This is a genomic window from Enterobacter sp. UPMP701 (assembly GCF_053709515.1).
Genome location: NZ_JBSKJN010000013.1, coordinates 15578 through 32685 on the forward strand (window position 1 = coordinate 15578; position 17108 = coordinate 32685).

Consider the following 17108-nt stretch of genomic DNA (forward strand, 5'->3'; position numbering starts at 1 on the left):
ATGCAGCTCAATATCACAGGACACAACGTCGAGATTACTGAGGCCTTACGTGACTTCGTGAACGCTAAGTTCGCGAAACTCGAGCAGTATTTCGAAAGGATCAACCAGGTCTACGTTGTGTTGAAAGTGGAGAAAGTGACTCATATCTCGGACGCAACCCTGCATGTAAACGGGGGTGAACTCCATGCCAGTGCGGAAGGGCAAGACATGTACGCGGCTATCGACGGCTTGATTGATAAGCTTGCGCGACAGCTCAATAAACATAAAGATAAACTGAAACAACACTAATTGTCCGGGCAGTTAACGGGTGCAGGACGGCCTGTTGTGAAACACAACAGGCCATTTGTACAGTTAGCGCTTAGGTGAAATTATGATGAACAACGATTCCGCTCTTCAACTGAGCAATGTCCTTAACCAGGAATGTACCCGCAGTGCCGTTCACTGCCAGAGCAAAAAACGTGCGCTGGAGATCATTAGTGAACTGGCCGCAAAACAGCTGGGCCTGCCGCCGCAGGTGGTGTTCGAAGCGATCCTGACCCGCGAAAAAATGGGCAGTACCGGTATCGGCAACGGCATCGCGATCCCGCACGGCAAGCTGGAAGAGGACACCCTGCGTGCCGTCGGTGTGTTTGTGCAGCTGGAAACGCCAATTGCCTTTGATGCCATTGATAACCAGCCCGTCGATCTCCTCTTCGCGCTGCTGGTGCCAGCCGATCAGACCAAGACCCATCTGCATACGCTTTCACTGGTCGCTAAGCGTCTGGCCGATAAAACCATCTGCCGTCGACTACGCTCAGCCCAAAGTGATGAAGAGCTTTATCAGATTATCACTGAAGCAGAAGGCAATCAGGATGACGCATAACCAGGAGATGGCCTTCACATCTGTTGTCCTGAGGAGAAACGGAACATGGTGCTGATGATTGTCAGCGGACGTTCAGGGTCGGGGAAATCCGTTGCCCTGCGCGCGCTGGAAGACATGGGTTTTTACTGCGTCGATAACCTGCCGGTGGTGTTATTGCCCGATCTGGCCCGCACGCTGGCAGAGAGACAAACCTCTGCCGCCGTCAGTATCGACGTCCGTAACATGCCGGAATCGCCAGAAATTTTCGAACAGGCCATGAGCAACCTGCCTGACACGTTCTCGCCTCAGCTGCTGTTCCTCGATGCCGATCGCAATACGCTGATCCGCCGCTACAGCGACACCCGCCGTTTGCACCCGCTTTCCAGCAAGAATCTCTCTCTGGAGAGCGCCATCGATGAAGAGAGCGATCTGCTGGAGCCGCTGCGCTCTCGTGCTGACCTGATTGTCGACACCTCTGAGATGTCCGTTCACGAGCTGGCCGAAATGCTGAGAACCCGGCTGCTGGGCAAACGCGAGCGCGAACTGACGATGGTGTTCGAATCCTTCGGCTTTAAGCACGGTATTCCGATTGATGCGGATTATGTTTTCGACGTGCGCTTCCTGCCGAACCCGCACTGGGATCCGAAGCTGCGCCCAATGACCGGTCTGGATAAGCCCGTCGCGGCATTCCTCGACAGGCACACAGAAGTTCACAATTTTATCTACCAGACGCGAAGCTACCTTGAGCTATGGTTACCTATGCTGGAGACAAACAATCGTAGCTACCTGACGGTGGCGATTGGCTGTACCGGCGGTAAACATCGTTCGGTCTACATCGCCGAACAGCTGGCCGATTATTTCCGCTCACGCGGGAAGAACGTTCAGTCCCGTCATCGCACGCTGGAAAAACGTAAAACATGACCGTAAAACAAACCGTTGAGATCACCAATAAGCTGGGCATGCATGCGCGCCCGGCGATGAAGCTGTTTGAACTGATGCAGGGTTTCGATGCAGAAGTGCTGCTGCGTAATGACGAAGGCACCGAAGCGGAAGCCAACAGCGTGATTGCGCTGCTGATGCTGGACTCCGCCAAAGGGCGCCAGATTGAGGTAGAAGCCACCGGTCCTCAGGAAGAGGAAGCCCTGGCGGCGGTGATTGCCCTGTTTAACGCCGGATTCGACGAAGATTAGACCTGCTATTCTGGCGGGTGGCGCTGCGCTTACCCGCTCTACATTAACGCATTTCTCTCCATAAACCCTTCCCCACCCAGCTGGCGCATCTGGCGCATGATCCACGCCTGACGGCTTCGCACGTACCCTGATGGGGCACTGGCTTTGAAGCGGATGGGATTCGGTAAAACAGCGGCCAATAGCGCTGCTTCTGACATGCTCAGATGGCTGGCTGGCTTATTGAAATAACGCTGTGCGGCAGCTTCCACGCCAAAAACACCGTCGCCAAACTCAGCGACGTTGAGATAAACGGTCAGAATGCGCTTTTTGCTCCAGACCGTTTCCATTCCCAGGGTCAGGCCCGCTTCCAGCCCTTTTCGCACCCAGCTTCGGCCATCCCACAGGAACAGGTTTTTAGCCGTCTGTTGCGACAGCGTTGACGCACCGCGTACGCGGTTTTCGTGACGTTCGTTGTGGGCCAGCGCCTTTTCAATGGCGGCCACATCAAACCCCCAGTGCTCCGGGAATTTCTGGTCCTCCGCCGCGATGACCGCCAGCCCCATAAAAGGAGAAATTTCATCCATGCTCACCCAGTCAGAATGGGCGACATAGCCGAAATCACCGGAGAACCATGCGCTGAACTGACGCTCAACCATAACGGCTGAAAACGGTACCGGCAAAATGCTGAACACGGCCAGCCCGCCTCCCCAGAACGCCGCCAGGACGAGAACGATGCGCAAAAGAAGGCGTTTCACCCATACGCCTGCGGAAAACTGACGCCTCATTCCGTCAGCACCAGCACCCGGGCCACCAGCTTTTCAATGCCCACGGCAGCCTCTGCGATATTCTTCGCCAGCATATACGCGGGCGTGGTGACAATCTTGTTATCTTCATCCACCACAATGTCATCGACCGGGCACGGGACGTGTTCGCCCCCCATATCTTCGATAACCTCAGCGGTATCAATATCGGTCCCGATAGTCAGGCGCAGCGGGAAATCAAAAATCCTGGGCAGCATTGCCGGCGCGATGCAGATAAAGCCCAGCGGTTTTCCTGCCGCATGCATGGCCTGCGACAGCGTTTTTAGATGAGGATCGATTTGACACTCCGCGCCCTGCGTAGCAAAGGTGCTGAGATTTTTGGCCGCGCCAAACCCACCCGGCACAATGAGCGCATCAAGTTCTGTGGCGTCAGCCTGAATAAGAGGATGGATATCACCTCGCGCTATCCGCGCAGCCTCAATCAGCACGTTACGGGTTTCTGCCATCGGCTCCCCGGTGAGATGGTTAATGACATCCGCCTGATTTTTGTCTGGCGCAAAACAGATAACCTCGACTTCCTGCCTTGCCAGGGCCAGCAGCGTAATAACAGCTTCATGTATTTCTGAACCATCAAAAACACCGCATCCGCTCAGGACGACACCAACTTTTTTCATCATGACGATCCTTCTTTGCAACTCGCTGAAGCACATTAATAATTTTGATTAAAACGCTATGCTTCACACATTTCACTGATTCATGTAACAAACTATTTAAGATTTGCTATCTTATCTGCGTGCGGCCTAAATTTTTCAGGCGGCGCCCATTAGAAAATTACTTTAAAAAAACAGGCGCAGCCACGATTTCCCTGGTGTTGGCGCAGTATTCGCGCACCCCGGTCAAGCCGGGGTCATTTTTTTCTGGCGTCCACCCAGGCTTTCAGTACCGCAACATCGTTCTGCCATTCTTGTTTCATCTCTTCAACCCATTCACCCACATTATCTTCCCATGCTGGTAAATCAGGCGACTGAATTTGTTGGCCCAACTGCTGCAGGTGGCGTAACCCGACCGAGCCGGCCGCGCCTTTGATTTTATGCCCTTCTTCGACAATGCCCTTCTGGTCCCGCGCCGTCAGGTTTGACTCCAGCACGCTCAGATAGCCCGGCATCATTTTTTCGAACACCGCCAGACCGTCGGTAATCAGTTTCGGGCCGACCAGATCGATATACTGCTCCAGCATCGCGGTGTCGAGTATCGTTTGGGCTTTTGCGCTATCAACAGACGTCATGGTGCTCTCCTCTTCATCCTGGGTATCCCAGAATTTCTTGATCATGGCGGTCAGAGCAGGCACCGCCAGCGGCTTGCTGAGTACATCGTCCATACCGGCATCGAGATACTCTTTTTTATCTTTCAGCACGTTTGCCGTCAGCGCCACCAGCGGCGGCAGCTCGTCGGCCGCGTACTGACGCGTCAGCTCACGCGAGATATCCAGCCCGGTCATATCCGGTAGCTGAATATCCAGCAGAACGAGGTCATATTCGCCCGGTTTAAACATCTCGAGCGCGGCCTTGCCGGTCATCGCAACATCCACGCTGTTGCCCAGTTTTTCCAGCACCGAACGCGCGACAATCACGTTCAGCTCAATATCTTCCACCAGCAGGACGTGCAGTGCAGGCAGCGGCATATCGTCGTTTTCAAAGGTATCCTCAACCTCCTCCGCCACCGCCGGCGCATGGACCGTCAGCGTAAAGGTTGATCCTTTGCCCGGCTGGCTGGCAACGGTGATATCTCCCCCCATGCTCTTCGCCAGCCGTTTCGACACCGCCAGGCCGATGCCCGTACCGGTAGCCGGTTTTCCGCCATTGCTGTCTTTAACCTGGTAGTACATCGCGAAGATCTTGTCCTGCTCTTCCTGCGGAATACCAATCCCGGAGTCTTCCACCTCGAAGTGCAGCATATCGCCTTCGTCATAACGGATACGCACCGCGACTTGCCCCTTCTGGGTAAATTTCACGGCGTTGCTGATGAGGTTCCACAGGATCTGCCGCAGACGCGTGCCGTCCGTCACCACTTTATGCGGCAACGGCAGCGTTGGCTCCATCACAAAGCTCAACCCTTTTTGCTGAGCCTGTAAACCTGACAGGTTTTCCAGGTCCGCGAGGAAGCCGGTAAAATCAACCGGCTGGTTGTCGAGCTGAACTTTACGGCGCTCCATCTTATCCATGTCGATAATATCATTGAAGATATTGCCCAGCGTGACCGCCGAGACGTGGATCGTTTTAAGGTATTTTTCCTGCTCGCTGGTCAGCTCGGTATCCAGAAGAATGCGGCTCAGCCCCACAATGCCATTGAGCGGCGTACGCAGCTCGTGGCTAATGGTGGAGATAAAGGTGGTCTTGTCGCGGCTGGCGCGCTCCAGCGCATCCTGATAGCGCTTACGCTCGGTGATATCGCGGCCGAAGCCCATCAAGCCGTGGCGCTTCCCGACGCGGTCATAGTAGGGCACCTTGCGGATCTCAAAGCAGGCTTTGCGCCCGTCGGGGTAATCCAGCCACTGTTCGTAGGTCAGCGAGACGTTATGGCGGAACACTTTTTCGTCCGTCTCCATAACCTTGGCAGCCGCCTCTTCGGAGTAAACGTCCTGCGGCTTCAGATGAATCAGCTGCTTCTCGCTTTTCCCGGTCAGCAGTTCCATCGCCCGGTTACAGCCGGAAAACTCTTTATCTTCGTTGCGGTAGAACACCAAATCCGGTGATGCATCCAGGAACGAGCGCAGGAAGGAGGATTGCTGCTCGAGCTGGATCTGCGTGACCTCGCGCTCTTTCATTTCAATTTTCAGCTGCTCCAGCGTAGCCTGACGCTCGGCTTCCGCCTTCTCACGGTCTGAAATTTCCTGATTCAGCTGCGCAATGTTGTCTTTCAGCTGAACGTTGAGCTTCAGGTCGCGCTCGCGCATCTCCTCCAGCTTATCGACCAGTTTTGATAAGCGCTGACGGGACTCTTCCAGCTGTTCTACTACTACCGACAGAAAATAGACCGCCCACGGCGTGATCAGCAGGCCAAAGAAGATGGAGCGGATAACGTCGATACTCTCGACCTGACCATGCAGAACCATAGTGACGGCCATCTGCACGACAATGGCCAGCACGACCAGCGCCAGCGCAAGCAGCATGGAGAAACGCACCAGCCCAAGCTTCATCATCAGGTCGACGTAATACTGGGCCAGCATTCGAATTTGCTTCATAGAGGATCCCTTCACGACTTTATCGCTCAATAATACTCAAATTCGAGGCGGGACGTTGAAGGTTGTGAGAAAAAGTGCGGGGTGAAACAGGAGATTAGCCTCGCTTCCGGCTTGCCGGAAGCGAGGAGAGGGCAATCACGAGCGTTTCAGCAGCAGCCAGAGGCTGATCAGGAAGAAGCTGGCGCTCGGTAGCAGCGCACCAATAATCGGTGGAATGCCATAAACCAGCGTCAGCGGACCGAAGATCTGGTCGAGCACATAGAACACAAAGCCGAAGCTGATACCGGTCACGACGCGCACGCCCATCGGCACGCTACGCAACGGGCCGAAGATAAACGACAGCGCCATCAGCATCATTACCGCCACGGACATCGGCTGGAAGATTTTGCTCCACATATTGAGCTGATAGCGCCCGGCATCCTGCCCGCTCGACTTCAGGTACTTCACATAGTTGTGCAAGCCGCTGATGGAGAGCGCGTCAGGATCCAGCGCCACAACACCGAGCTTATCCGGCGTGAGGTTGGTCTTCCAGGTGCCGGTCACCGTCTGTGACCCGGTAATCTGTTTTGGATCGGTCAGGTCAGATTCATCAACCTGCGACAAACGCCACTGTTTGTGTTCAGCGTCAAATTTCGCTGAAGAGGCGTGTCGGACAGACTCCAGGCGGCGCTGGTCGTTGAACGCGTAGATGCTCACCCCACCCAGTTCATCGTTGCCCTTTACCCGTTCGATGTAGACGAAGTTTTTACCGTCTTTCGCCCATAAACCTTGCTGAGTCGAGAGCAGTGAACCACCGTACATTGCCTGAGCACGATAGTTACGCGCCATCTGCTCGCCCTGCGGGGCCACCCACTCGCCAATCGCCATGGTTAACAGCACAAGCGGGATCGCAGTTTTCATTACCGACAGCGCAACCTGCATACGGGTAAAGCCCGATGCCTGCATCACCACCAGCTCGCTGCGCTGCGCCAGCATGCCGAGCCCCAGCAGCGCGCCCAGCAGGGCCGCCATCGGGAAGAAGATCTGCACATCTTTCGGCACGCTGAGCAGGGTATACATTCCCGCGCCCAACGCGTCGTAGCTGCCCTGCCCGGCTTTTTTCAGCTGATCGACAAATTTGATAATGCCGGAGAGCGACACCAGCATGAACAACGTCATCATGATGGTGGTAAAAATAGTTTTACCGATATAGCGGTCAAGAACGCCAAACGCCTGCATTAGATGGCTCCTTTACGCGAGAATCGGGCACGTATGCGGCGCACAGGCACCGTATCCCACAGGTTTAATCCCAGCGCCAGTAAGATGTACAGGCTGTTGACGAACCACGTCCAGACCATAGGATCCAGCTTACCCTTCGCGCCGTTGGAGCGAATCGAGGTTTGCAGCAGGAAATAGATCAGGTACAGCAGCATCGCCGGCAACATTGAGAGCACGCGGCCCTGGCGCGGGTTCACCACGCTCAGCGGCACGACAATCAAGGCCATCATAAACACGGTGAATACGAGCGTAATACGCCAGTGGAACTCAGCGCGCGCTCTGTCGGTATCGGTGTTCCACAGCGTGCGCATATCCATTTGCTCGGTATCCGTCGGATCGAGCGCCACCGCCTGATGACCAATAATGGCCTGATAGTTCTGGAAATCCGTAATACGGAAATCGCGCAGCATCGCGGTGCCTTCGAAGCGGGTACCTTTATTCAGCGTGACAATCTGTGACCCGTCTTTGCGCTGAGAAAGCTGGCCAGAGTCGGCAACCACCACGGATGGACGCGCGTTACCTTTAGGACGCAGCTGCGCCAGGAACACGTCGTTGAATTTACTGCCGTCAACGCTCTCAATAAACAGCACGGAGTTCCCGTCGGTCGCCTGCTGGAACTGGCCCTGCGCGAGCGCCGCCATGCCGGGGTTCGCTTTCGCTTCGGCCAGCACCTCGTCCTGGTGACGAGACGACATCGGACCCGCCCACATCACATTCACCGCCGCAACGATGCCCGTGAACAGAGCCAGTATCATTGCCGCCTTCACCAGAACCGCTTTGCTCAGGCCGCAGGCGTGCATCACCGTGATCTCACTTTCGGTGTACAGCTTACCAAGCGTCATGAGCAGACCGAGGAAAAGACTCAGCGGCAGGATGAGCTGCGCCATTTCCGGGATCCCCAAACCAAGCAGGGAAAGCACCAGATTCGTTGGAATTTCGCCGTCAACGGCCGCACCGAGGATCTTCACCAGCTTCTGACAGAAAAAAATCAGCAGCAGGATGAAGAGGATCGCCAGTTGGCTTTTGAGCGTCTCCCGCACCAGATATCTTATGATTATCACTTTAAATACGCCCGTAAAAACCCGTCTCTTTGCAGGAATTTCGCTTGTTTCATGGCTTAAACGTCATTTATTCTCTTGAGTCGTCGAAATCATCGCTAAGATTAAAATATCCGGCGGATTCACGCTTCAGGACTTTTTCTGACGTGTCGAAACCGTAGTAACGTAAGATTAACACGAAGTCACCACAACAGCGGACATGAGTTACGAAAGGTTTCAATTCTATCTGTAGCAGCCGCCGTTGTCTTTAAGATTCAGGAGCGTAGTGCATGGAGTTCAGTGTAAAAAGCGGTAGCCCGGAGAAACAGCGGAGTGCCTGCATCGTTGTGGGCGTCTTTGAACCGCGCCGACTCTCCCCCATCGCCGAGCAACTCGATAAAATCAGTGACGGCTATATCAGCGCCCTGCTGCGCCGTGGCGAACTGGAAGGCAAACCTGGGCAGACGCTGTTACTGCACCATGTTCCAAACGTCCTGTCAGAGCGAATTCTGCTGATTGGCTGCGGTAAAGAGCGCGAGCTGGATGAGCGTCAGTATAAGCAGGTCATTCAGAAAACCATTAATACGCTGAATGATACCGGGTCAATGGAAGCCGTCTGCTTCCTGACGGAACTGCACGTCAAAGGCCGTAACACCTACTGGAAAGTGCGTCAGGCCGTCGAAACGGCAAAAGAGAGCCTGTACAGCTTCGATCAGCTCAAGACCAACAAAAGCGAGCCGCGTCGTCCGCTGCGTAAAATGGTCTTCAACGTGCCAACCCGTCGCGAACTGACCAGTGGCGAACGCGCCATTCAGCATGGTCTGGCGATCGCCGCCGGTATTAAAGCGGCAAAAGATCTCGGCAACATGCCGCCAAACATCTGTAACGCCGCGTACCTGGCGTCTCAGGCGCGTCAGTTGGCAGATTCCTACAGCAAAAACGTCATCACCCGCGTGATAGGCGAACAGCAGATGAAAGAGCTGGGGATGCACTCTTATCTGGCGGTGGGTAACGGCTCGCAGAACGAATCCCTGATGTCGGTTATCGAGTACAAAGGCAACCCTTCCGAAGATGCGCGTCCGATCGTGCTGGTGGGTAAAGGGCTGACCTTCGACTCCGGCGGTATCTCCATCAAGCCTGCCGAAGGCATGGACGAGATGAAGTACGACATGTGCGGCGCGGCGGCGGTTTACGGCGTGATGCGCATGGTCGCGGAGCTTCAGTTGCCCATCAACGTGATCGGCGTCCTGGCAGGCTGCGAAAACATGCCTGGCGGTCGCGCTTACCGTCCGGGTGACGTCCTGACCACCATGTCCGGCCAGACCGTTGAGGTGCTGAACACCGACGCCGAAGGCCGTCTGGTGCTGTGCGACGTGCTGACCTACGTTGAGCGCTTCGAGCCTGAAGCGGTGATTGACGTGGCAACGCTGACCGGCGCGTGTGTGATCGCGCTGGGCCATCACATCACCGGCCTGATGTCGAACCACAACCCGCTGGCGCACGAGCTGATCGGCGCGTCCGAACAGGCCGGTGACCGCGCGTGGCGCCTGCCGCTGGGCGATGAGTTCCAGGAACAGCTGGAGTCCAATTTCGCGGATATGGCGAACATCGGCGGTCGTCCTGGCGGAGCAATCACCGCAGGCTGCTTCCTGGCGCGTTTCACCCGCAAGTACAACTGGGCGCACCTGGATATCGCCGGCACCGCATGGCGCTCCGGTAAGGCCAAAGGCGCAACCGGTCGTCCAGTGGCGCTGCTGTCGCAGTTCCTGCTCAATCGTGCGGGTTTTAACGGCGACGAGTGATGAAAAACGTCGGGCGGCGGCTTCGCCTTACCCGGCCTACAGCGTCACTCAACCGTAGGCCGGGTAAGCGTAGCGCCACCCGGCTTTGCATTTAAATCCACGACAAGAAGCCCCATATATGAAGAATGCAACGTTCTACCTTCTGGACAACGACACCCATCAGGATGGCCTCAGCGCCGTTGAACAACTGGTGTGTGAAATTGCCGCAGAACGTTGGCGCGCAGGTAAACGCGTTCTGATTGCCTGTGAAGATGAACAGCAGGCCATTCGCCTTGATGAGGCGCTGTGGGCGCGCCCGCCGGAGAGTTTTGTGCCGCATAACCTGTCGGGCGAAGGCCCGCGCGGCGGTGCCCCGGTCGAAATTGCCTGGCCGCAAAAGCGCAACAGCAGCGCGCGCGATATTCTGATTAGCCTGCGGATAGATTTTGCAGATTTTGCCACCGCTTTCACAGAAGTGGTAGACTTTGTCCCTTACGAAGAATCCTTGAAACAACTGGCGCGCGAACGCTATAAAGCGTACCGCCTGGCTGGTTTTAACCTGAATACGGCAACCTGGAAATAATGGAAAAGACATATAACCCACGCGATATCGAACAGCCGCTTTACGAGCACTGGGAACAGCAGGGCTATTTCAAGCCTAACGGCGACGAAAGCAAAGAGTCCTTCTGCATCATGATCCCGCCGCCGAACGTCACCGGCAGTTTGCATATGGGGCATGCTTTCCAGCAGACCATCATGGACACCATGATCCGCTACCAGCGCATGCAGGGCAAAAACACCCTGTGGCAGGCGGGGACTGACCACGCGGGTATCGCGACCCAGATGGTGGTTGAGCGTAAAATTGCCGCTGAAGAGGGTAAAACCCGCCACGACTACGGTCGCGACGCGTTCATCGACAAAATCTGGCAGTGGAAGGCAGAATCCGGCGGCACCATTACCCGTCAGATGCGCCGTCTCGGCAACTCCGTGGACTGGGAGCGCGAGCGCTTCACCATGGACGAAGGCCTGTCCAACGCCGTGAAAGAAGTCTTCGTGCGCCTGTATAAAGAAGACCTGATTTACCGTGGCAAACGCCTGGTAAACTGGGACCCGAAACTGCGCACCGCCATCTCTGACCTGGAAGTGGAAAACCGCGAGTCTAAAGGCTCCATGTGGCACATCCGCTATCCGTTGGCCGACGGCGCGAAAACCGCAGACGGTAAAGATTACCTGGTGGTTGCCACCACCCGTCCGGAAACCCTGCTGGGCGATACAGGCGTGGCCGTTAACCCGGAAGATCCGCGCTATAAAGATCTGATCGGCAAATTCGTGGTGCTGCCGCTGGTGAACCGCCATATCCCGATTGTGGGCGACGAACACGCCGACATGGAAAAAGGCACCGGCTGCGTGAAAATCACCCCGGCGCACGACTTTAACGACTATGAAGTCGGTCGTCGTCACGCCCTGCCAATGATCAACATTCTGACCTTCGACGGCGATATCCGCGAAAGCGCAGAAGTGTACGACACCAAAGGCAACGAATCCGACGTTTATTCCAGCGAGATCCCGGCTGAATTCCAGAAGCTGGAGCGCTTTGCCGCGCGTAAAGCCATCGTAGCTGCCGTTGACGCGCTCGGCCTGCTGGAAGAGATTAAACCTCACGATCTGACCGTGCCGTACGGCGACCGTGGCGGCGTGGTCATCGAGCCAATGCTGACCGACCAGTGGTACGTGCGTGCCGACGTGCTGGCGAAACCGGCTGTTGAAGCGGTTGAAAACGGCAGTATTCAGTTCGTGCCGAAGCAGTACGAAAACATGTATTTCTCCTGGATGCGCGACATTCAGGACTGGTGTATCTCCCGTCAGCTGTGGTGGGGTCACCGCATCCCGGCATGGTACGACAACGAAGGCAACGTCTACGTTGGCCGTAGCGAAGACGAAGTGCGTCAGGAAAACAACCTGAGCGCTGACGTTGCCCTGCGTCAGGACGAAGACGTGCTGGACACCTGGTTCTCCTCCGCGCTGTGGACCTTCTCCACGCTCGGCTGGCCGGAAAACACCGACGCGCTGCGTCAGTTCCACCCAACCAGCGTGATGGTCTCCGGCTTCGACATCATCTTCTTCTGGATTGCCCGCATGATCATGATGTCCATGCACTTCATCAAAGACGAAGACGGCAAGCCGCAGGTTCCGTTCCATACCGTCTACATGACCGGCCTGATCCGCGACGACGAAGGCCAGAAGATGTCCAAATCCAAGGGTAACGTTATCGACCCGCTGGACATGGTCGATGGTATCTCTCTGGAAGAGCTGCTGGAAAAACGTACCGGCAACATGATGCAGCCGCAGCTGGCTGAGAAAATCCGCAAGCGTACCGAGAAGCAGTTCCCGAACGGGATCGAATCTCACGGTACCGACGCCCTGCGCTTCACCCTGGCGGCGCTGGCCTCTACCGGCCGCGACATCAACTGGGACATGAAGCGTCTGGAAGGTTACCGTAACTTCTGTAACAAGCTGTGGAACGCCAGCCGCTTCGTGCTGATGAACACCGAAGATCAGGATTGCGGCTTCAACGGTGGGGAAATGACCCTGTCTCTGGCAGACCGCTGGATCCTGGCGGAATTCAACCAGACGGTGAAAGCCTTCCGCGACGCGCTGGACAGCTACCGCTTCGATATCGCGGCGGGCATCCTGTACGAATTCACCTGGAACCAGTTCTGCGACTGGTACCTGGAGCTGGCGAAGCCGGTGATGAATAGCGGCTCTGAGGCGGAGCTGCGCGGCACGCGCAACACGCTGATTACCGTTCTGGAAGGCCTGCTGCGCCTGGCGCATCCGGTCATTCCATTTATCACCGAAACCATCTGGCAGCGCGTGAAGGTGATTGCGGGCATCAACGCCGATACCATCATGCTGCAGCCGTTCCCGGAATTCGATGCGGCTAAGGTTGATGAAGCGGCGTCTGCAGACACCGAGTGGCTGAAACAGGCGATCGTTGCGGTACGTAACATCCGTGCTGAAATGAATATCGCCCCTGGCAAACCGCTTGAGCTGCTGCTGCGCGGCTGCAGCGACGCTGCCGTTCGTCGCGTCACCGAGAACAACACGTTCCTGAAAACCATGGCGCGTCTGGAAAGCATCACCGTGCTGCCTGCGGATGACAAAGGTCCGGTTTCCGTGACCAAAATCATCGACGGCGCCGAGCTGCTGATCCCGATGGCAGGCCTGATCGACAAAGACGCTGAACTGGCTCGTCTGGCGAAAGAAGTGGCGAAAGTCGACGTGGAAATTGGCAAAATCGAAAGCAAGCTGGCGAACGAAGGCTTTGTTGCCCGCGCGCCGGAAGCAGTCATCGCCAAAGAGCGTGAACGACTGGTTGCCTTCGCCGATGCGAAGACCAAGCTGATTGAGCAGCAGGCGGTGATTGCCGCCCTGTAATGCTTTTACCCCTTACGCTTCAGGGCGTAAGGGGTAACCTTCCTGAAAACTCCTCGCTTGCACTCCCCTTTCTGCGGTGCTATTAACAGCAACAGTGTGTCAATTTTTGTAATGAGTAATGCTATGAGCGTGATTACCCCGGTCGCGACGACAATGCGTCGGATCGTTGAACAGGATAACCCGGCTATCGCCGCCGTTATCCGCACCGTCTCTGCGGAGTATGGCCTGACCGCCGATAAAGGCTATACGGTTGCCGACCCAAACCTGGACGAGCTTTTTCAGCTCTACAGCCAGCCAGGCCATGCCTACTGGGTCATCGAACAGGACGGTAATGTCGTGGGCGGCGGCGGCATAGCGCCACTGAGCTGCAGCGAGCCGGATATCTGCGAGCTGCAGAAAATGTATTTTTTGCCCTCTGTACGCGGGCAAGGCCTGGCGAAGAAGCTGGCGCTGGTTGCCCTGGAGCACGCGCGCGATCAGGGTTTTAAACGCTGTTACCTCGAAACAACCGCCTTTCTCAAAGAGGCCATCGGCCTGTATGAGCATCTGGGTTTTGAGCATATCGATGCACCGCTGGGCTGTACCGGCCACGTTGATTGCGAAGTCAGAATGCTGAAAAGTCTGTAAGTTTTGTTCCTGCCCTCTTCTGTTAAGCGGCTGTAAACTGAATGCTCTACACTCTCAGTTCACACCACAACGGGGGAAACACGATGTCGAAGATAAAAAGCTACGCCGCACCGCAGGCGGGTGCAGAACTTGAACTGTACGAGTACGATGCGGGCGAACTAAAAGCAGAAGACGTCGAAGTACAGGTTGATTACTGCGGGATCTGCCACTCAGATCTCTCGATGATCGATAACGAATGGGGCTTCTCCAGCTATCCTCTGGTTGCCGGACACGAAGTTATTGGCCGCGTCGTAGCGCTCGGAAGCGCCGCGCAGGACAAAGGGCTGAAGGTTGGCCAGCGCGTGGGCATTGGCTGGACGGCACGCAGCTGCGGCCACTGTGACGCGTGTATCAGCGGCAACCAGATCAACTGCCTTGAAGGCGCGGTGCCCACCATCCTGAACAAGGGTGGTTTCGCCGATAAGCTGCGCGCCGACTGGCAATGGGTCATCCCGCTGCCGGACAGCATTGATATCGAATCCGCCGGTCCGCTGCTGTGTGGCGGCATCACCGTCTTTAAGCCCCTGCTGATGCATCACATCACCGCCACCAGCCGTGTAGGCGTGATTGGTATTGGCGGCCTGGGCCATATCGCCATCAAGCTGCTGCACGCGATGGGCTGTGAAGTCACGGCGTTCAGCTCGAACCCGGCGAAAGAGAAAGAAGTGCTGGCGATGGGCGCGGACAAAGTGGTGAACAGCCGCGATCCGGACGCGCTGAACGCGCTGGCTGGGCAGTTTGATCTGATTATCAACACCGTGAACGTCGATCTCGACTGGCAGCCGTACTTTGAAGCGCTGGCCTACGGCGGTAACTTCCATACCGTGGGTGCGGTGATGAAGCCGCTGCCAGTTCCGGCGTTTACGTTGATTGGTGGGGATCGCAGCGTATCAGGCTCCGCGACCGGTACACCGTACGAGCTGCGCAAGCTGATGAAGTTTGCTGGCCGCACCAAAGTGGCGCCAACCACCGAGCTGTATCCCATGTCAAAAATCAACGAAGCGATCCAGCACGTGCGCGACGGCAAAGCCCGTTACCGCGTGGTATTGAAAGCGGATTTTTGATGTAACATTGCCGGGGAATGTGCGGCCTGATGCCCTCACCCCAACCCTCTCCCACGGGGAGAGGGCGCAAACACTAAAAACGGTAACGGTTGTTACCGTTTTGCTTCTACCATGGCCTTAAACACTTCTGCCACCGCGACCGCCCCCGGATCCATTACCCCGTCCAGATTCTCTTTATTCACATACGATGAACGCCCTGCTCCGGCTTTCGCCATTTTCGCCGTTGCTTCAGCCCCCTGCTGCGCCGCCTGCTCCGCTGACTGAAGATCGCCTTTCTGCAACGCCTCAAGCGCCGGTTGCAGCGCATCGATCAGCGTACGATCGCCGAGATCCGCACCACCGTACTGCTTCATCTGCGCCAGTCCGCTCAGCAATGCTTCAGGTAGCGGCTGTCCATCGTGAAGCTTTTGTCCTGCCGCCGTGAAGAAGATCGACATCAACACTCCACTCGATCCGCCCATCACCGTCGCCAGGCGCTCGCCCACCAGCAACAGCAGCTTAGGCACGTCATTCAGCGGGAGTGTGTTCTCTTCCAGGCGCTGCGCAATATCCCGCGCACCTTGCGCAAACGTGGAGCCGGTATCGCCATCGCCCACTTTGGCATCCAGCGCATTCAGGCGGTTTTCAAGCTTTATGAGCGTCTTCGTCACCTGTGAAACAGACTCCTTCACTTGCGGATTGTCGGACGCGGTATATTCCACGCTATCGTGAATAACGCTTTGCGGAACGGTACGCAGGGGGGCAAACGCCACGGGCTTTTGCCAGCCCAGCGTTTCCACCTCTTCATGCAGCGCTTTCTCGAACAGATCGTTGAGCTTTAGCAGCGTCAGAGAAAAGCCCTTCATATCCAGCGCGCTCACCAGCGGTGCAGGGCCAATCAGGTACGCAATATTCTCTTTCAGGGCCGAATGTGCCAGCTCTTTGGTCAGCAGCGCCATTTCCAGTGCCGAGACGCCGCCGAGGTTGTTAATCAACACCGCGAAACGCCCCTCTCCCGCCTGCGCTTTGAGCGGCGTCACCAGCGTGTCGATAATGGCTTTGCTGTTTTGCGTATCAACCACCGAGGCACCAGGCTCCCCGTGGATCCCCAGCCCCAGCTCGACATGGCCCTGCTTAATGCGCCCCTCTTCATCGTCGCTACCCGGCAGGTTACAGGTTTGCATCGCAACCCCCAGGCTCCAGAGGTTATCGCAGGCCTGTTGCGCAATATCCCGCACGTCGTTTAGCAATTTTCCCTGTTCCGCCGCATATCCCGCAATCTTATGCACCAGCGCCGTTCCCGCGATACCACGCGGCTGTTTATTATCCGGCAGGGCGATATCATCCGCCACGATAACCATCTCCACCTTCAGGCCGTAGCGTTTGGCCTTTTCAGCCGCCAGGCCGAAGTTCAGGCGATCCCCGGTGTAGTTTTTCACAATCAGCAGGCAGCCGCGGTCGCCCGTCACCGCCACAATGGCATTCAGTACCGCATCCACGCTCGGCGAGGCGAACAGATCGCCACATACTGCCGCCGTCAGCATGCCTTTACCGACAAACCCAGCGTGCGCCGGCTCGTGGCCTGAGCCACCACCGGATATCACCGCCACGCGGCTTTTATCCCAGTCACCGCGGGCGACAACCCTGATGGCTGGATCAATATCAAGTTTGACGAGATTCGCATGTGGCGCAGAAAGCAGTATGCCTTCAATGGCGTCGTTGACCAGCTGTTTGCGATCGTTAAAGAAGAATCTGGACATTGTTTCCCACTATTTTATGAACCGTATGCAAAAGCATAGTCCGCGCTGGACAATGCGCCGCAAAGTCAGCAATTTACTCAACCATTTTGCCGTCAGGTTGCCTATACTCCACCC

General features: G+C 56.3%; 16 protein-coding genes. 9 read left to right on the forward strand and 7 right to left on the reverse strand.

From position 1 onward, the window contains the following. From hpf to npr, 4 genes are all read left to right on the forward strand, one after another. Positions 1 to 288: a ribosome hibernation promoting factor gene (hpf, locus tag ACWKXT_RS20465; protein ID WP_014171818.1), complete on the forward strand. Its 288-nt coding sequence runs from the start codon at positions 1 to 3 to the stop codon at positions 286 to 288. 82 nt (positions 289 to 370) lie between these two features. Then, the gene (gene ptsN, locus ACWKXT_RS20470; RefSeq protein WP_008501443.1) at positions 371 to 862 is read left to right on the forward strand and encodes a PTS IIA-like nitrogen regulatory protein PtsN; all 492 of its coding nucleotides are present in this window, start codon (positions 371 to 373) and stop codon (positions 860 to 862) included. 45 nt (positions 863 to 907) lie between these two features. Continuing rightward, complete coding sequence (gene rapZ, locus ACWKXT_RS20475; RefSeq protein WP_008501442.1) at positions 908 to 1762, forward strand: RNase adapter RapZ; 855 nt, start codon at positions 908 to 910, stop codon at positions 1760 to 1762. After that, entirely contained in the window at positions 1759 to 2031 is a 273-nt protein-coding gene (npr, locus tag ACWKXT_RS20480; protein ID WP_003861872.1) for a PTS phosphocarrier protein NPr, read from the forward strand. Before rapZ ends, npr begins: the two co-directional genes overlap by 4 nt. Before the next feature lie 38 nt (positions 2032 to 2069). Here the strand turns inward: npr and mtgA are convergent, their stop codons facing one another. From mtgA to ACWKXT_RS20510, 6 genes are all read right to left on the reverse strand, one after another. After that, on the reverse strand, positions 2070 to 2795 hold the full coding sequence (gene mtgA, locus ACWKXT_RS20485) for a monofunctional biosynthetic peptidoglycan transglycosylase (RefSeq protein ID WP_454533302.1): 726 nt from the start codon (positions 2793 to 2795) through the stop codon (positions 2070 to 2072). After that, on the reverse strand, positions 2792 to 3445 hold the full coding sequence (gene elbB, locus ACWKXT_RS20490) for an isoprenoid biosynthesis glyoxalase ElbB (protein ID WP_454527701.1): 654 nt from the start codon (positions 3443 to 3445) through the stop codon (positions 2792 to 2794). Before elbB ends, mtgA begins: the two co-directional genes overlap by 4 nt. A 233-nt stretch (positions 3446 to 3678) precedes the next feature. Beyond that, a complete protein-coding gene (arcB, locus tag ACWKXT_RS20495; protein ID WP_454533303.1) occupies positions 3679 to 6012 on the reverse strand; it encodes an aerobic respiration two-component sensor histidine kinase ArcB in 2334 nt (777 codons plus the stop codon). A gap of 135 nt (positions 6013 to 6147) precedes the next feature. After that, positions 6148 to 7230 carry an LPS export ABC transporter permease LptG gene (gene lptG / locus ACWKXT_RS20500; RefSeq protein ID WP_248095097.1) on the reverse strand — a complete coding sequence of 361 codons (1083 nt, stop codon included), beginning with the start codon at positions 7228 to 7230 and terminating at the stop codon, positions 6148 to 6150. Next, on the reverse strand, positions 7230 to 8330 hold the full coding sequence (gene lptF, locus ACWKXT_RS20505) for an LPS export ABC transporter permease LptF (protein WP_454527672.1): 1101 nt from the start codon (positions 8328 to 8330) through the stop codon (positions 7230 to 7232). The genes lptG and lptF overlap by 1 nt, the downstream gene beginning before the upstream one ends. A gap of 63 nt (positions 8331 to 8393) precedes the next feature. Beyond that, on the reverse strand, positions 8394 to 8438 hold the full coding sequence (locus ACWKXT_RS20510; protein ID WP_217480452.1) for a hypothetical protein: 45 nt from the start codon (positions 8436 to 8438) through the stop codon (positions 8394 to 8396). A gap of 158 nt (positions 8439 to 8596) precedes the next feature. Here ACWKXT_RS20510 and pepA point away from each other — a divergent pair, with 158 nt between their 5' ends. The 5 genes from pepA to ahr all read left to right on the forward strand — a co-directional run bounded on the left by pepA (position 8597) and on the right by ahr (position 15255). After that, entirely contained in the window at positions 8597 to 10108 is a 1512-nt protein-coding gene (gene pepA / locus ACWKXT_RS20515) for a leucyl aminopeptidase (RefSeq protein ID WP_010436084.1), read from the forward strand. A 118-nt stretch (positions 10109 to 10226) separates the two neighbouring features. Beyond that, the gene (gene holC / locus ACWKXT_RS20520) at positions 10227 to 10670 is read left to right on the forward strand and encodes a DNA polymerase III subunit chi (protein WP_008502815.1); all 444 of its coding nucleotides are present in this window, start codon (positions 10227 to 10229) and stop codon (positions 10668 to 10670) included. Further along, positions 10670 to 13525 carry a valine--tRNA ligase gene (locus ACWKXT_RS20525; RefSeq protein WP_454533304.1) on the forward strand — a complete coding sequence of 952 codons (2856 nt, stop codon included), beginning with the start codon at positions 10670 to 10672 and terminating at the stop codon, positions 13523 to 13525. The genes holC and ACWKXT_RS20525 overlap by 1 nt, the downstream gene beginning before the upstream one ends. Positions 13526 to 13648: 123 nt before the next feature. Beyond that, positions 13649 to 14152, forward strand: a complete 504-nt coding sequence (locus tag ACWKXT_RS20530) for a GNAT family N-acetyltransferase (protein WP_119916491.1) — start codon at positions 13649 to 13651, stop codon at positions 14150 to 14152. Positions 14153 to 14235: 83 nt separating this feature from the next. Next, positions 14236 to 15255, forward strand: a complete 1020-nt coding sequence (ahr, locus tag ACWKXT_RS20535; protein WP_454527677.1) for an NADPH-dependent aldehyde reductase Ahr — start codon at positions 14236 to 14238, stop codon at positions 15253 to 15255. 92 nt (positions 15256 to 15347) lie between these two features. On the opposite strand, the gene ACWKXT_RS20540 is transcribed toward ahr, so the two are convergent. Beyond that, positions 15348 to 16994, reverse strand: a complete 1647-nt coding sequence (locus ACWKXT_RS20540; RefSeq protein ID WP_454533305.1) for a dihydroxyacetone kinase subunit DhaK — start codon at positions 16992 to 16994, stop codon at positions 15348 to 15350. Positions 16995 to 17108 lie beyond the last annotated feature (114 nt).

What these genes read in the sequence shown, in the direction of transcription:
- holC (WP_008502815.1), top strand. Translation starts at nt 10,227, where the DNA reads ATGAAGAATGCAACGTTCTACCTTCTGGACAACGACACCCATCAGGAT.
- ACWKXT_RS20525 (WP_454533304.1), top strand. Translation starts at nt 10,670, where the DNA reads ATGGAAAAGACATATAACCCACGCGATATCGAACAGCCGCTTTACGAG.
- ACWKXT_RS20530 (WP_119916491.1), top strand. Translation starts at nt 13,649, where the DNA reads ATGAGCGTGATTACCCCGGTCGCGACGACAATGCGTCGGATCGTTGAA.
- pepA (WP_010436084.1), top strand. Translation starts at nt 8,597, where the DNA reads ATGGAGTTCAGTGTAAAAAGCGGTAGCCCGGAGAAACAGCGGAGTGCC.
- ahr (WP_454527677.1), top strand. Translation starts at nt 14,236, where the DNA reads ATGTCGAAGATAAAAAGCTACGCCGCACCGCAGGCGGGTGCAGAACTT.
- arcB (WP_454533303.1), bottom strand. Translation starts at nt 6,012, where the DNA reads ATGAAGCAAATTCGAATGCTGGCCCAGTATTACGTCGACCTGATGATG.
- hpf (WP_014171818.1), top strand. Translation starts at nt 1, where the DNA reads ATGCAGCTCAATATCACAGGACACAACGTCGAGATTACTGAGGCCTTA.
- elbB (WP_454527701.1), bottom strand. Translation starts at nt 3,445, where the DNA reads ATGAAAAAAGTTGGTGTCGTCCTGAGCGGATGCGGTGTTTTTGATGGT.
- mtgA (WP_454533302.1), bottom strand. Translation starts at nt 2,795, where the DNA reads ATGAGGCGTCAGTTTTCCGCAGGCGTATGGGTGAAACGCCTTCTTTTG.
- lptG (WP_248095097.1), bottom strand. Translation starts at nt 7,230, where the DNA reads ATGCAGGCGTTTGGCGTTCTTGACCGCTATATCGGTAAAACTATTTTT.
- npr (WP_003861872.1), top strand. Translation starts at nt 1,759, where the DNA reads ATGACCGTAAAACAAACCGTTGAGATCACCAATAAGCTGGGCATGCAT.
- rapZ (WP_008501442.1), top strand. Translation starts at nt 908, where the DNA reads ATGGTGCTGATGATTGTCAGCGGACGTTCAGGGTCGGGGAAATCCGTT.
- ACWKXT_RS20540 (WP_454533305.1), bottom strand. Translation starts at nt 16,994, where the DNA reads ATGTCCAGATTCTTCTTTAACGATCGCAAACAGCTGGTCAACGACGCC.
- ptsN (WP_008501443.1), top strand. Translation starts at nt 371, where the DNA reads ATGATGAACAACGATTCCGCTCTTCAACTGAGCAATGTCCTTAACCAG.